General features: G+C 56.8%; 11 protein-coding genes. 7 read left to right on the top strand and 4 right to left on the bottom strand.

What is annotated here, in order from left to right:
- Positions 1 to 4 precede the first annotated feature (4 nt).
- The 5 genes from alr to CWM54_RS22225 all read left to right on the top strand — a co-directional run bounded on the left by alr (position 5) and on the right by CWM54_RS22225 (position 4,269).
- Complete coding sequence (gene alr, locus CWM54_RS22245; RefSeq protein WP_008807298.1) at positions 5 to 1,084, top strand: alanine racemase; 1,080 nt, start codon at positions 5 to 7, stop codon at positions 1,082 to 1,084.
- Positions 1,085 to 1,261: 177 nt separating this feature from the next.
- Positions 1,262 to 2,455, top strand: a complete 1,194-nt coding sequence (tyrB, locus tag CWM54_RS22240) for an aromatic amino acid transaminase (RefSeq protein WP_061156120.1) — start codon at positions 1,262 to 1,264, stop codon at positions 2,453 to 2,455.
- 193 nt (positions 2,456 to 2,648) lie between these two features.
- Positions 2,649 to 3,362, top strand: a complete 714-nt coding sequence (gene aphA, locus CWM54_RS22235; RefSeq protein WP_100681900.1) for an acid phosphatase AphA — start codon at positions 2,649 to 2,651, stop codon at positions 3,360 to 3,362.
- A 130-nt stretch (positions 3,363 to 3,492) separates the two neighbouring features.
- On the top strand, positions 3,493 to 3,909 hold the full coding sequence (locus CWM54_RS22230) for a secondary thiamine-phosphate synthase enzyme YjbQ (RefSeq protein WP_008807295.1): 417 nt from the start codon (positions 3,493 to 3,495) through the stop codon (positions 3,907 to 3,909).
- A 3-nt stretch (positions 3,910 to 3,912) separates the two neighbouring features.
- Positions 3,913 to 4,269, top strand: coding sequence for an MmcQ/YjbR family DNA-binding protein (locus CWM54_RS22225; RefSeq protein WP_061156119.1), 357 nt, complete (start codon positions 3,913 to 3,915; stop codon positions 4,267 to 4,269).
- Here CWM54_RS22225 and uvrA read toward each other — a convergent pair whose 3' ends face one another.
- A complete protein-coding gene (gene uvrA, locus CWM54_RS22220; protein ID WP_061156118.1) occupies positions 4,270 to 7,095 on the bottom strand; it encodes an excinuclease ABC subunit UvrA in 2,826 nt (941 codons plus the stop codon).
- Positions 7,096 to 7,346: 251 nt separating this feature from the next.
- On the opposite strand from uvrA, the gene ssb1 reads away from it, so the two are divergent.
- Positions 7,347 to 7,874 carry a single-stranded DNA-binding protein SSB1 gene (gene ssb1, locus CWM54_RS22210; protein WP_008807292.1) on the top strand — a complete coding sequence of 176 codons (528 nt, stop codon included), beginning with the start codon at positions 7,347 to 7,349 and terminating at the stop codon, positions 7,872 to 7,874.
- Positions 7,875 to 8,019: 145 nt separating this feature from the next.
- Here ssb1 and CWM54_RS22205 read toward each other — a convergent pair whose 3' ends face one another.
- On the bottom strand, positions 8,020 to 9,597 hold the full coding sequence (locus CWM54_RS22205; RefSeq protein WP_100698511.1) for a lytic transglycosylase F: 1,578 nt from the start codon (positions 9,595 to 9,597) through the stop codon (positions 8,020 to 8,022).
- Between the two features lie 588 nt (positions 9,598 to 10,185).
- Here CWM54_RS22205 and CWM54_RS22200 point away from each other — a divergent pair.
- Positions 10,186 to 12,444 (top strand): TonB-dependent siderophore receptor, encoded by a 2,259-nt coding sequence (locus tag CWM54_RS22200; RefSeq protein WP_133123767.1) that lies wholly within the window; start codon positions 10,186 to 10,188, stop codon positions 12,442 to 12,444.
- Between the two features lie 263 nt (positions 12,445 to 12,707).
- On the opposite strand, the gene CWM54_RS22195 is transcribed toward CWM54_RS22200, so the two are convergent.
- The gene (locus CWM54_RS22195; RefSeq protein ID WP_100698509.1) at positions 12,708 to 13,076 is read right to left on the bottom strand and encodes a helix-turn-helix transcriptional regulator; all 369 of its coding nucleotides are present in this window, start codon (positions 13,074 to 13,076) and stop codon (positions 12,708 to 12,710) included.
- 33 nt (positions 13,077 to 13,109) lie between these two features.
- On the bottom strand, positions 13,110 to 14,870 hold the full coding sequence (locus tag CWM54_RS22190) for a tannase/feruloyl esterase family alpha/beta hydrolase (RefSeq protein ID WP_100698507.1): 1,761 nt from the start codon (positions 14,868 to 14,870) through the stop codon (positions 13,110 to 13,112).
- Between the last annotated feature and the right edge of the window lie 266 nt (positions 14,871 to 15,136).

Below are 15,136 nucleotides of genomic sequence, written 5' to 3'. Positions count from 1 at the left end.
TCAAATGCAAGCGGCAACTGTAGTCATCAACCGCCGCGCTCTGCGACACAACCTGCAACGTCTACGTGACCTGGCGCCTGCCAGCAAACTGGTTGCGGTGGTGAAAGCGAACGCCTACGGACACGGTCTTCTCGAGACCGCGCGAACGCTGACCGACGCCGACGCCTTTGGCGTCGCCCGCCTGGAAGAGGCGCTGCGCCTGCGAGCGGGGGGCATCGCCCAGCCGATCCTCCTGCTGGAAGGCTTTTTTGCTGCGGAAGACCTGGCGGTGATCGCCGCCCAGCGCCTGCATACGGCGGTGCATAGCCCCGAACAGCTGGCGGCGCTGGAGCAAGCCGATCTCCCCGAGCCGGTAACCGTGTGGATGAAGCTGGATACCGGCATGCATCGCTTAGGGGTGCGCCCGGAAGAGGCCGAGGCGTTTTATCAGCGTCTGAGCCAGTGTAAAAACGTCCGCCAGCCGGTGAACGTGGTGAGCCATTTCGCCCGCGCCGATGAGCCGACCTGCGGCGCCACCGAACGCCAGCTGGATATCTTCACCACCTTTACCGAAGGCAAGCCGGGGCTGCGCTCTATCGCCGCCTCGGGCGGCATTCTTCTGTGGCCGCAATCGCATTACGACTGGGTGCGTCCCGGGATTATCCTGTATGGCGTGTCGCCGCTGGACGATCGCTCCACCGGGAAAGATTTTGGCTGCCAGCCGGTGATGACCCTGACGTCCAGCCTGATTGCGGTGCGCGAGCATAAAGCAGGGGAGCCCGTCGGCTACGGCGGCACCTGGATCAGCGAACGCGATACCCGTCTCGGCGTGGTGGCGATGGGCTATGGCGACGGTTATCCGCGCGCCGCGCCGTCGGGCACGCCGGTGCTGGTCAATGGCCGCGAAGTGCCGATTGTCGGCCGGGTGGCGATGGATATGATCTGCGTTGACCTCGGACCGCAGGCCCAGGATAAAGCCGGCGACGCGGTGGTGCTGTGGGGAGAGGGGCTCCCGGTAGAGCGCATCGCCGAGATAACGAAAGTGAGTGCTTACGAACTTATTACGCGACTGACCTCCCGCGTCGCCATGAAATACCTCGACTAAGCACCAGCCGTACCGGATAACCCTGATGGTTATCCGGTACGCAATGGGCATAGCCGCGAGCGAAAAAGCGGTTTATGCCACTTCGCGGTCATTTTCCCCTCAACATCCTCTCGACCTGCCGTCATATCCGGTTTATTGTGTAAGAACCTGCCCTATGTAAACCTGGAGATACATCGCGTGTTTCAAAAAGTTGACGCCTACGCCGGCGACCCTATTCTTTCTCTGATGGAACGCTTCAAAGAAGATCCGCGAAGCGACAAAGTCAACCTGAGTATCGGGCTGTACTACAACGATGACGGTATTATTCCGCAGCTGCAGGCGGTGGCGGAAGCGGAAGCGCGCCTGAACGCCGAGCCGCATGGCGCCTCGCTGTATCTGCCGATGGAAGGGTTGAGCGGCTACCGTCAGGCGATTGCGCCGCTGCTGTTTGGCGCAGAGCATACCGCGCTTAAGCAAAATCGCATTGCCTCCATTCAGACGGTCGGCGGTTCGGGCGCGCTGAAGGTCGGGGCCGACTTCCTCAAACGCTATTTTCCAGAGTCTCATGTCTGGGTCAGCGATCCGACCTGGGAAAACCACATCGCCATTTTTGAAGGGGCTGGCTTCGAAGTAAGTACTTACCCCTGGTTTGATAAAGCCACCAACGGCGTGCGCTTTGAGGACCTGCTGGCCACGCTGCAAACGCTGCCGGCGCGCGATATTGTGCTGCTGCACCCTTGCTGCCACAACCCGACCGGCGCCGACCTGACGCCAGCCCAGTGGGACCGCGTGGTTGAGGTGTTACAAGCGCGTCAGCTGATCCCCTTCCTCGACATCGCCTACCAGGGCTTTGGCGGGGGGCTGGAAGAGGATGCTTACGCCATTCGCGCCATCGCCAGCGCCGGGATGCCAATGCTGGTCAGCAACTCGTTCTCCAAGATTTTCTCCCTGTACGGGGAGCGCGTCGGCGGCCTGTCAGTGGTCTGTGACGACAGCGAAACCGCAGGCCGCGTGCTGGGTCAGCTGAAGGCCACCGTGCGCCGCAACTACTCCAGCCCGCCAAGCTTTGGCGCGCAGGTGGTGGCGACGGTGCTGAATGATGCAGCTCTGAAAGCCACCTGGCAGGCGGAAGTGGACGCCATGCGCGCGCATATCCTGACCATGCGTCAGGCGCTGGTCGACGCGCTGCAGCAGGTTGCCCCGGGCAGCAAGGTGGATTACCTGCTTAAGCAGCGCGGGATGTTCAGCTACACCGGCTTCAGCGCGGCGCAGGTTGATCGTCTGCGCGACGAGTTTGGCGTCTACCTGATTGCCAGCGGTCGTATGTGCGTGGCAGGGTTAAACTCACGTAATGTTCAGCAGGTGGCGAAAGCCTTTGCTGCGGTGATGTAAGCCGCTCCCCGGTGGGTTGCCGCTGCCGGTCAACGGGCAGGGGCAACCTCCTCTCTGATTGTGATCATCCTCTTTTTCTATGACATCTACGCGAAAAAGGCTTTTCATCCACGCGATCGGCGGGTAAGGTCGGGGCGTTGCTAAGCATGCACATTATTAAAAATAATAATGATTGATAGATTTAGGGATAAATATGCGCAAACTTACTCTCGCCTTTGCGGCGGCTTCTCTCTTGTTCACGCTGAACAGCGCCGTTGTGGCGCGCGCCTCTACGCCACAGCCGCTGTGGGTGGGCACCAATGTGGCCCAGCTGGCCGAGCAGGCGCCGATCCACTGGGTTTCGGTGGCGCAAATCGAGAACAGCCTGCTGGGGCGGCCGCCGATGGCCGTCGGCTTTGATATCGATGACACCGTCCTCTTCTCCAGTCCGGGCTTCTGGCGCGGGCAAAAAACCTTCTCTCCCGGCAGTGAGGATTACCTGAAAAACCCGCAGTTCTGGGAAAAAATGAACAACGGCTGGGATGAATTCAGCATGCCGAAAGAGGTGGCGCGCCAGCTGATCGCGATGCATGTGAAGCGTGGGGACAGCATCTGGTTCGTCACCGGCCGCAGCCAGACCAAAACAGAAACCGTTTCTAAAACCCTGCAGGATGATTTTCTCATTCCGGCCGCCAATATGAATCCGGTGATTTTCGCCGGCGATAAGCCTGGCCAGAACACCAAGACCCAGTGGCTGCAGGCGAAGCAGATGAAGGTTTTCTACGGCGATTCGGATAACGATATCACCGCCGCCCGTGAGGCCGGCGCCCGTGGGATCCGCGTGCTACGGGCCGCCAACTCCTCCTATAAGCCGCTGCCGATGGCCGGGGCGCTGGGCGAAGAAGTGATCGTCAATTCCGAATACTGATGATCGCCTGAACGCGATAAACGGCAGCGGCAGCGCTGCCGTTTTTTTATGCAAAATCAGGGGTGGAAGGTTTTACCTTTTCACGTATTGCTGCACACTTAGAAGGATTCATTCGCAAAAGGAGTCGATGATGTGGTATCAGCAAACCCTGACGCTTGGGCCAAAATCCCGCGGTTTTCATCTGGTCACCGATGAGGTCCTCGGCCAGATCCGCGGGCTGTCCGGGGTGAAGGTTGGCCTGCTGCACCTCCTGCTCCAGCATACTTCCGCTTCCCTGACGCTCAACGAAAACTGCGATCCCACCGTCCGCTATGACATGGAGCAGTATTTTCTCAACGCCGTGCCGGACAATGCGCCGTACGAACATGATTATGAAGGTCCTGACGATATGCCTTCGCACATCAAATCATCGATGCTTGGCGTGTCGCTGATGCTGCCGGTCGAGGACGGGCGCGTCAGGCTGGGAACCTGGCAGGGCATCTGGCTGGGGGAGCATCGGATACACGGCGGTTCGCGGCACATCGTTGCGACGCTCATGGGGGAATAAAAGATGACAATTTCGGAGTTATTGCAGTACTGCATGGCGAAACCGGGAGCGGAGCAGAGCGTCCATAGCGACTGGAAAGCCACGCAGATCAAGGTCTCGGACGTGCTGTTTGCCATGGTGAAGGAAGTTGAGGACCAGCGGCCGGCGGTCGCGCTGAAAGCGAGTCCGGAACTGGCGGAGCTGCTGCGAGAGCAGCATCGCGATGTCCGGCCCAGCAAGCATCTTAATAAAGCGCACTGGAGCACCGTCTTTCTGGATGGCTCGCTGCCGGATTCGCAAATCTACTACCTGGTCGATGCATCTTACCAGCAGGCGGTGAAAATGCTGCCGGAGCCAGTCCGGCAGCAGCTATCCCGCTAATTATTTCAGCATCGGTTTCAGGAAGCGCGCGGTGTGCGAGGCTTCGCACTCGGCGACGGTCTCAGGCGTTCCGGAGACCAGTATTTCGCCGCCGCCGCTACCGCCTTCCGGACCCAGATCGACAATCCAGTCGGCAGTTTTAATCACATCGAGGTTATGCTCAATCACCACGATGGTATTGCCCTGATCGCGCAGCTGATGCAGCACTTCCAGCAACTGCTGAATATCGGCGAAGTGCAGACCCGTGGTCGGCTCATCGAGGATATACAGCGTCTGGCCGGTACCGCGTTTGGATAGTTCGCGCGCCAGCTTCACGCGCTGCGCCTCGCCGCCGGACAGCGTCGTCGCCGACTGGCCGAGACGGATATAGGTCAGGCCGACGTCCATCAGGGTTTGCAGCTTGCGCGCCAGCGCCGGTACGGCATCAAAGAATTCACGCGCCTCTTCAATGGTCATATCCAGCACTTCGTGGATGGTCTTACCCTTGTACTTAATCTCCAGCGTTTCGCGGTTATAGCGTTTGCCTTTGCACTGGTCGCACGGTACGTAGATATCCGGCAGGAAGTGCATTTCGACCTTGATCACCCCGTCGCCCTGGCAGGCTTCACAACGGCCGCCGCGGACGTTAAAACTAAAGCGCCCCGGCGTATAGCCGCGTGAACGTGATTCCGGCACCCCGGCGAACAGCTCGCGCACCGGCGTAAACACCCCGGTATAGGTCGCCGGGTTGGAGCGCGGCGTACGGCCGATCGGGCTCTGGTCGATATCGATCACTTTATCGAAGTGCTCCAGCCCTTGGATATCGCGATACGGCGCCGGTTCGGCAATGGTCGCGCCGTTAAGCTGGCGCTGAGCAATCGGGAACAGGGTGTCGTTAATCAGCGTCGATTTACCCGAGCCGGAAACGCCGGTAATGCAGGTAAACAGACCGACCGGCAGGGTCAGCGTCACATCCTTCAGGTTGTTGCCGCGCGCGCCGGTCAGCTTCAGCACTTTTTCCGGATTGGCGGGCACGCGCTGTTTCGGCACTTCGATTTTGCGCTTACCGCTCATGAACTGCCCGGTGAGGGATTCTGGTACCGCCATAATGGCGTCCAGTGGCCCTTCGGCCACCACCTGGCCGCCGTGAACCCCGGCGCCAGGGCCGATATCGATCACATGGTCGGCGGCGCGAATCGCGTCTTCGTCATGCTCAACGACGATCACCGTGTTGCCTAAATTACGCAGATGGATCAGGGTACCCAGCAGGCGTTCGTTATCGCGCTGGTGCAGGCCAATGGAGGGCTCATCCAGCACGTACATCACGCCAACCAGCCCGGCGCCAATCTGGCTCGCCAGACGGATACGCTGGGCTTCACCGCCGGAGAGGGTTTCTGCCGAGCGGGAAAGCGTCAGGTAGTTCAGGCCGACGTTGACGAGGAACTTCAGGCGATCGCCGATCTCTTTCAGCACTTTTTCAGCGATTTGCGCCCGCTGGCCGGAGAGCTTCAGGTTGTTGAAGAAGTCCATCGCGTGGCCGATGCTCATATCGGAAATGGTCGGCAGCGGCGTGTTCTCTACAAACACATGGCGCGCTTCGCGGCGCAGACGCGTACCGTCGCAGCTGGCGCATGGACGGTTGCTGATGAATTTCGCGAGTTCTTCACGTACGGCGCTGGATTCGGTCTCTTTATAGCGACGCTCCATGTTGTGCAGCACGCCTTCGAACGGATGGCGGCGCACTGAAGTATCGCCGCGATCGTTCATGTATTTGAATTCAATGTTCTCTTTGCCGGAACCGTACAGCACGACTTTCTGCACATTAGCACTGAGGGTGCCCCATGGCGCTTCGACATCAAACTTATAGTGCTCCGCCAGCGACTTCAGCATCTGGAAGTAGTAGAAGTTGCGGCGATCCCAGCCGCGGATAGCACCGCCCGCCAGCGATAGCTCCGGATTCTGCACCACGCGGTCGGGATCGAAATATTGCTGAACGCCGAGACCGTCGCAGGTCGGGCAGGCGCCCGCCGGGTTGTTGAAGGAGAACAGGCGCGGCTCCAGCTCGCGCATGCTATAGCCGCAGATCGGGCAGGCGAAGTTAGCGGAAAACAGCAGTTCTTCCGCTTTTTCATCATCCATATTGGCCACGACGGCGGTACCGCCGGAGAGCTCCAGCGCCGTTTCGAACGACTCGGCCAGGCGCTGCGCCAGATCGTCGCGCACCTTAAAGCGGTCGATCACTACCTCGATGGTGTGCTTCTTCTGCAGCTCCAGCTTCGGCGGATCCGAGAGATCGCAGACTTCGCCGTCGATCCGTGCGCGGATGTAGCCCTGGCTGGCGAGGTTTTCCAGGGTTTTGGTGTGCTCGCCTTTGCGCTCTTTAATAATGGGCGCCAGCAGCATCAGGCGCAGGCCTTCCGGCTGGGCGAGGACGTTATCGACCATCTGGCTGACGGTTTGCGCCGCCAGCGGCACATCATGATCCGGACAGCGCGGTTCACCGACGCGGGCGTACAGCAGACGCAGGTAGTCGTGAATTTCGGTAATGGTACCCACCGTCGAGCGGGGGTTGTGAGAGGTTGATTTCTGTTCGATGGAAATCGCCGGCGACAGCCCTTCGATATGGTCGACGTCCGGCTTCTCCATCAGCGACAGGAACTGTCGCGCATAGGCGGAGAGCGATTCGACGTAGCGACGCTGGCCTTCGGCATACAGGGTGTCGAAAGCGAGTGAAGATTTGCCAGACCCGGAAAGCCCGGTGACGACAATGAGTTTGTCGCGCGGGATAACGAGGTTGATGTTTTTGAGATTATGGGTGCGGGCGCCCCGAACTTCGATCTTATCCATTCACCTTTCCCGGTAGGTAGATACACGGATTGCCTGGTTTGCTTGAAGGACAAACGGCAGAAACGGCTAATTATGACACAATTTAACCTGAATGAATATACAGTATCGGAATGCAAATTCAGGGGGAGTGTGCAACAATGTCTTGTACGAGTGCTATCTCTGGAATCAGCCTCGCAGCTATCAAAATGCTACGTGGAAATGGTACACTCGCGCGTTTACACTATTAAGAAACGTATTCAGGAGACACGAACATGGCCAGCAGAGGCGTAAACAAGGTGATTCTCGTCGGTAATCTGGGGCAGGACCCGGAAGTACGCTACATGCCAAGTGGCGGCGCTGTCGCCAACTTCACGCTGGCAACTTCCGAATCCTGGCGTGACAAGCAGACCGGCGAAATGAAAGAGCAGACCGAGTGGCACCGCGTTGTGCTGTTCGGCAAACTGGCGGAAGTCGCTGGCGAGTATCTGCGCAAAGGTTCGCAGGTGTATATCGAAGGCCAGCTGCGTACCCGCAAGTGGACCGATCAATCCGGTCAGGAGAAATACACCACCGAAGTCGTGGTTAACGTTGGCGGCACCATGCAGATGCTGGGTGGCCGTCAGGGTGGCGGCGCACCGGCAGGCGGCGGCCAGCAGCAGGGCGGTTGGGGTCAGCCTCAGCAGCCGCAGGGCGGCAACCAGTTCAGCGGCGGCGCTCAGTCCCGTCCGCAGCAGCAGGCCCCGGCAGCGCCTTCTTCTAACGAACCGCCGATGGACTTCGACGACGACATCCCGTTCTAAGGCTTGCCTTAAACGCGTTGCCTGCGCAGTAAAAAAACAGAAAGCCCCGGTTTCGCCGGGGCTTTTTCTTTATCCTTTCAGCACTTTCAGCAACATTTCTGCACCACCGTCTCAGAACAGGTTTTAACCTGTGGCGACGAGCGTTTCAGGCAGAGGGCGCCTGAGCGGTCTCCGGCGTCGCCACGCTGGGCTGCGGTTTCACTGGCTCTGCTGGCTCCTGTCGCGGCGCGGCCGTCGCTTTCTGTTTGCGGGCCATATCATCGACGATCAGCCGATAGGCGATGTAATACTTATAGATATTACTGACGTAGGTGACCGTCTCGGCGCCAATTTTTTCTGCTGCCAGATTTTCGACGTTACCGAACCAGACGTTTGGGTCAAACCCGCGCTGTTTGGTCATGGTGCGCAGGCGGGCGATACGCGCCGGACCCGCGTTATAGGAGGCAAAGGCAAACAGCGCCTTATCGAGCCGGGTCATGGGCTCATCAGCATAGTAGCGATCTATCATCCAGCGCATGTATTTCACGCCAGCATGGATGTTGGGATCCAGCTGTTTAATATCGCCCACTTTCAGCTCTTTTCCGGTGCTGGGCATCACCTGCATCACCCCGACGGCGCCGACGTGGCTTCGCACCGACTGGTTCAGTCGCGATTCCTGGTACCCCTGGGCCGCCATCAGCAGCCAGTCGACATCGTAGCGATCGCCATATTTGCGGAAGACTTCCACCATGGCGAGGAACTTGCGCCGTTCCTTACTCGCGGCGGCATTTTTGACATATTTGGCATTTTTCAGGTAACGCAGCAGGAGGGTATTACCCAGCGTGGTGCCCTGACGATTCTTTTTGACGAAGTTGTTTAGCACTGCCAGCAGCTGCGGGCTGTCTTTGCGTACCGCCCAGGCAATGTTGCCGCCGTCGCGCAGCACCACGTTGTCATGGACCTGAATTTTCGGAAACACCTGTTTCCAGAAAACGGCTTTGTGTTGATCGACGACGATCAGCGGAATCAGCCCGGCGTTGAGCATTTCCAGCAGATCTTCATCCTCAAGCGCTTCCGGCGCTGCCTCCAGGATAACCGGCGGCCGCGACTCACTGGCAAATCGGGCATTCAGCGCCTGCAGACTCTCGTAATAGCTGGAGGAGCGACGAACAAAGACGGTTTGACCAGAGAGCTGCTCCAGGCTGTCGACCTTCGGCGATGCCGGGCCGGAGATCAGTAATTCTTTCACGTTGCTGTAGAGCGGCTGGGCGAAGTCGACCTGGGCTTCCCGCGAGGGCGTGATGGTCAGATTGGCAGCCGCAATATCGCCTTTACCTTCATTAAGCGCGGTAAAGAGATTATCCCGACTGACCGGCACAAAAACGATATGTAGCTTCAGGTGGCGCTGTTTGAACTTTTTATCCTTCGCCAGTTGCTTATTAAGATCTTTTTCCAGCGCCATAAAGATGTCGTGCGTTGCGCCACGCTGGGTGCCTTTATCAATAAAAAAGAAGGTTTTGCTGTAGGTGGTTAATACCCGAATGGTGCGCCGGTCGGTCATGCCGGGCAGATCGCCTTTCCACGGCTGCAGCATATCGTCGATGTGGATCGACAGCGTATTGTCTTCGGTTGCGACTGGCGGCGCTTTTTCCGCCTCCGCCGCAATCAGAAGAGGGGCGAATAACAGCGCCGCGAGGCAGGTGAGCCAGGCGATAAACAGGCGTGATAGCAAGTTGGCGTTCATGGAGGAACACTCCGCAGGGGGATGTGATTATTTTAGCAGAACGGCTGTCGTTAGCCGGGCACGACAAGGGCGTAAAAAACATAACGATGCCGACAAATAGTTTTCTCCCATTTTATCGCTCACTATTAATGTGCTTTTATCTTTGCTTTAACTATGGAGATAATATGGCGGAAATGTGTTTTTTTAATGATAAATAGAAAATAATGATGATATTTTTATTTTATGCTTCTCCATTTGTTTTGTTGTAACCGTTTGATTATTTGTGTTTATTTTATTTTTCTCCGATATTGATTATTATCATCTTGATAATGAATCTCATTTTTATTACCGTAACACAGCACATTACTCTTATTATTCGCTGTCTGGATTACGCTATCAAAGAATAGCGCGCAGCGCTTTTTCTCTAATGATGAAACAGGGCACTTAATTTTATTATGCCTCATGCTGTTTTCTTATTCCCATGACTATCGGGAAGGGGCTGACCTACGCCAAAATCTGGCGAGGCGCAGAGGCGAGTATTTTATCCCATTGTTTTTTCAATTGGGGAAGGCGTTATGCCCGACAGCAACAGAAAACAGGGCATATTCTATGAAATACACGTCTCACTTCCCGCTGGGGATCGTCATTCCTTTGCTCGCCTGTAGCGTGCCGCTGCAGGCGGCAGAGAATATGACTGAACAATCGACGCGCGATGAGAGCACCCCAACGGCCGAAAACCACGAGGAAACGATGGTGGTGACCGCTGCCAGGCAGAACCTGCAGGCGCCGGGCGTGTCGACCATTACCGCAGAGGAGATTCGCAAACATCCCCCCGCCCGCGATGTATCGGAGTTAATTCGTACGCAACCTGGGGTAAACCTGACCGGCAACTCCACCAGCGGGCAGCGCGGCAACAACCGGCAAATTGATATCCGTGGCATGGGGCCCGAGAATACGCTGGTGCTGGTCGATGGTAAACCGGTGACCAGCCGTAACTCGGTGCGGTATGGCTGGCGCGGCGATCGTGACTCCCGTGGCGATACCAGTTGGGTGCCAGCGGAGATGATCGATCATATCGATGTGATCCGCGGCCCGGCGGCGGCGCGCTATGGTAATGGCGCGATGGGCGGGGTCGTCAACATCGTGACCAAACCGACCACGCCAGAATGGCATGGTTCGTGGAATACCTATATGAATGCTCCGCAGCACCGTAAAGAAGGGGCGACGAAACGTACCAACTTTAGCCTCAATGGTCCGCTGTCGGACAGTGTCAGCTTCAATCTCTGGGGTAATCTGAGTAAAACCCAGGCTGATGCTCAGGACATTAACGCCGGGCATGAAGCTGAACGTACCGGTTCCTACGCCGGTTCTTATCCCGCCGGACGTGAAGGGGTGGTGAACAAAGATATTCACAGTAAGCTGCGCTGGGAGTTCGCCCCGATGCAGGCCCTGGAGTTTGAGGCTGGCTACAGCCGCCAGGGCAACCTCTATGCCGGCGACACGCAAAACACCAATACCAGTACGCTGGTGAAGAGTATGTACGGGAAAGAGACCAACCGTCTCTACCGGCAAACTTACGGCGTCACATGGACCGGCGGCTGGGATAATGGCGTGACCAGCAACAGCTATGCCCAGTACGAACATACCCGTAACTCGCGAATGAATGAAGGGCTGGCGGGCGGTACGGAAGGGATCTTCTCCAGTAGCGAGTTTTCAGATATCGATCTGGCCGATGTCCTGCTACATAGCGAAGTGAATATTCCGTTTACGCTGGGGGTCGATCAGAATCTGACGCTGGGCACCGAATGGAATCAGCAGCGGATGAAAGATGGCGTATCGACAACCCAGGCGCTCTCTTACGGGACTATCGACGGTGTGTCGGCTACCGGTCGTAGCCCGTACTCCAGCGCCGAGATCTTCTCGCTGTTTACCGAAGATAATATGGCGCTAACGGACAGTACCATGCTGACGCCCGCTCTGCGCTTCGATCACCACAGCATCGTCGGCAATAACTGGAGCCCCTCACTGAACCTCTCCCAGGAGTTGACGGATGACTGGACGCTGAAGCTGGGCATTGCCCGCGCTTACAAGGCACCTAACCTCTACCAGTTGAACCCGAACTATATTCTCTACAGCAACGGTCAAGGCTGTTACGCCAGTAGTTCCGCCTGCTATCTGATGGGGAATAGCGACCTGAAAGCGGAGACCAGCGTTAATAAAGAGATTGGTCTTGAGTACAAGCATGATGGCTATCAGGCGGGAATCACCTGGTTCCGTAACGACTATCACAACAAGATTGAGTCAGGGTACGCGGCGGTGGGCACCGCCAGCAACGGCACCACCAATATCTATCAGTGGGAAAACGTACCAAAGGCGTTAGTGGAAGGCCTGGAAGGAACGCTGAATCTTCCGGTGGGGGAGACGGTTAACTGGAGCAATAACCTGACATGGATGCTGCAGAGCAAGAATAAGACGACAGGCGACCGGCTGTCAGTGATCCCGCAGTTTACCCTGAACTCGACTTTGAGCTGGCAGGTTCGTGAAGATCTCTCCCTGCAGAGCACCTTTACCTGGTATGGTCGACAGAAACCAAAACGCTTTAATTATAAGGGCGAGGCGGTCAGCGGCAGCGAACTAAACGAAGTCAGCCCATACAGCATTGTCGGCCTCAGCGCGACCTGGGATGTGAACAAAAATCTGAGCTTCACCAGCGGGATAGATAACCTGTTTGATATTCGCCACTACCGGGCAGGGAATGCGCAAACGACCGGCAACGCGACGACGGGGGCTTATCTGTATGGCGCGGGTGCGGAGACCTATAACGAGTCGGGGCGGACTTTCTTTATGAGCGTTAATACTCATTTCTGATGATCCTGATGAGGAGTAAACCGGGTGCAGCACGACCCGGTTTTTTTATTTCAGATGAGAGCGGAGGAGGTGGTTATAACTCGTGACAAAATCTTCACGCCCTCTACATTATTAGCTCAAAATATCCTTTTATACTGATTTCCGTCGCGCAAGGTCGTTGATCCCGACCGGGTTCGATAATAGCATCCTGCTATTTCCCTTCTGTAATATCCCCTGTCCCCCTTCCATTCCCAACCGCAGCGATGCGGAGGAGGGGGACCTCCTTATTTTTGCCGCGTGATCTGATAGCGATACTGAGTGGGTGTGAGCGCATGATATTTTTTGAAGGTACGATTAAACGCACTGAGATCGTCATAACCGACCATCATACAAATATCGACGATTCGGTAACCAGGCGTCGTCAGCAATAAACGGCAACACAGCGACATGCGCTGCTGGCGGATATATTCCATGGGCGAACGATCAAAATAATGGCGGAAGAGTCGAAATAAATGCCAGGGGGAATAACCAGAGATATCGCTCAGATCGTTGACGGTCAGTTTCTTATCCAGATTATTATCGATCCACAGGAGCAGGTCGTTTAATACCGATTGCTGGAGCGTTTTGCTACGCATGATTGCGGCTACTCCCATAACGAATGGCTCCTCAGCGAGGAGCCTTGGGGTTTATTGAACAGTGAGTTCGCCGTGGCGAACCTGATAATTTTTTTGATTATCAGGGCCAATATAGTCGCTGGCGGGTTTTGCCAGCTGCAGATGACCAAACGCGGTTGATTGTTCTGCATGATAATTTTCACCGTCATTCACGTCGCCGTGTCCGTTATAACGGGCAATGGCCGGAAAGGGATACGCCGGGCGAGTCGCGATAACGGCTGGGGCGGCGTCAGCGTAAGGCTGACTGACTTTCTGCACGCCATGAAACTGCGTTTGGGCATCTGGTTTTTCTGTCATCGGCGGCAGGCTGGTGGCGGCTGGCGCCCGTTTTCCGGCCATGATCTCTTGCGGTGCGATGCCTTCCTCGGTCCAGCGCATCAGTGGAGTCAGGAGATCAATTTGATCGTAACCTTCGCCATTACCGCAATGAGCCACCCCTGGCAGCAGAAACAGCCGCAGGAAGGTATCCGTTGCGGCATGGCCCATCTCTGCTTCTACGCCGCGGTAATAGGCGATAGAAAAGGCTGGGCTGACGGAGTCATCGGCCAGACCGTGCCACAGGATAAGCTTGCCGCCGCGCTGTTGATAGGCATGAAGATTGGTATTTGCCGCGTTATAGAGCGGTGCCAGTTGAGCGACGGCGTCAAAATTCTGCTGGTTCAGTGGGAAATCCCGCATCGATTGGATCTTCTGTTTTCCTCCCGGCAGGAGTACGGATTGCAGAGCCGGCAGTACCATCATTTCCGACATCGAGTGGCCGGTCGGGGTCTCGGGCACTGGCCAGCGTAGCTCGGAGCCCAGCGGCAGACCGCCAGCGACAAACTGGGCGCCATGACTGTCGTAAGCGCCGCGGTAGAGCTTTTTCACCACCTCGATCTCTTCCTGCGTCAGGCAGGCGGAACGGTCCTGAGCGTTGGAGGGACAGCGGGGGAGCCATGACTCAGAGAACTGACAGGCATACGGATTTTGCAGGATACCATCCTGCACGCCGGAAAGCGTCGGGCAGTGAGCCAGCACGGCCTGGTGAATCAGAGGAAGGCGATCTTTCAGCAGGATAGCGGTACCGTCCGGACGCTGATTGGCGGCCACATTCCAGCCGTGGAAGAAGGAATTCTGAAACTGGAAAAAGGCCGCAGGCGCGCCAGCGCTGATACCGTCAAAATCTTGCGGAAAGCGCTGTGCTTCCATCAATGCTTCGCGACCGCCGTCCGAGCAGCCCATAAAGTACGCGTACTTTGGTTGCTGGCGGTAAAGCGTCTGAATCACCGCTTTGGTCAGCACGGCGGTCAGGTGGTTGGCGCGCCAGGCAAAATCGATGCGCTTTTGCGGATCCTCGGCCCATGAAGCATCCATCATACTGCCATGGTGCCCCATATCGGTTGCTGCCACCACGAACTCGCCGTTCATTGCCGGCAGGCAGCCGCTGGCATTCGACAGACTCAGGTTAATACTCCCGCACAGTCCGCCGCAGCCGACCTGCAAGAAACGTTGACTCCAGCGTTGGGTCGGCAGGGCAATCTGCACGCCAATCAGGGGGGCGATAGTGGCGCTCACCTTGCACCAGCTTCCCTGCGCGGAGTTCTGCATTTCAGTGTGGTTGATAGTGACCTTTGCGCCAACGGCGGCGCTGAAGTCGGTCGCGCTCAGCGCATCGCATGTTAGCGCGGGGAGAACCATCGGCAGACTGGCGGCAGCCTGCGTGGGTGAAGCGAACGATAACCCAAAGAGGGCGCAGAGGATGACGGGTAAGATCGTCTTGAGTAAGCGTGTCATACGCAGTTCCCTGTTGCTAATGATGGGAGGCGGCAGGATGGCGAAGCCTATGCCTCACCTTCCCTGGCGAGGCGCCACTGCTTGGCTATTGTAGATAACGATAGACTTTCCTTGATGCCTTGATAAGGCGACCCTACTGTATTCTGCTATTTTGAGGAAAATATGGAGATGTTCGTTAACGGCATCTGGCGGTGTATACGGGGTAGAATGTTGTGATATCAGCTGCATAATTTATTCAATTTCTCTTCATTATATCTGCTGGGTTT

Source organism: Klebsiella sp. D-Nf1 (genome assembly GCF_002810515.1).
Taxonomy (GTDB): Bacteria; Pseudomonadota; Gammaproteobacteria; order Enterobacterales; family Enterobacteriaceae; genus Klebsiella; species Klebsiella variicola.
Note: the sequence above shows the minus strand (reverse complement) of the source record. Positions and strands in the feature narration are given on the sequence as shown.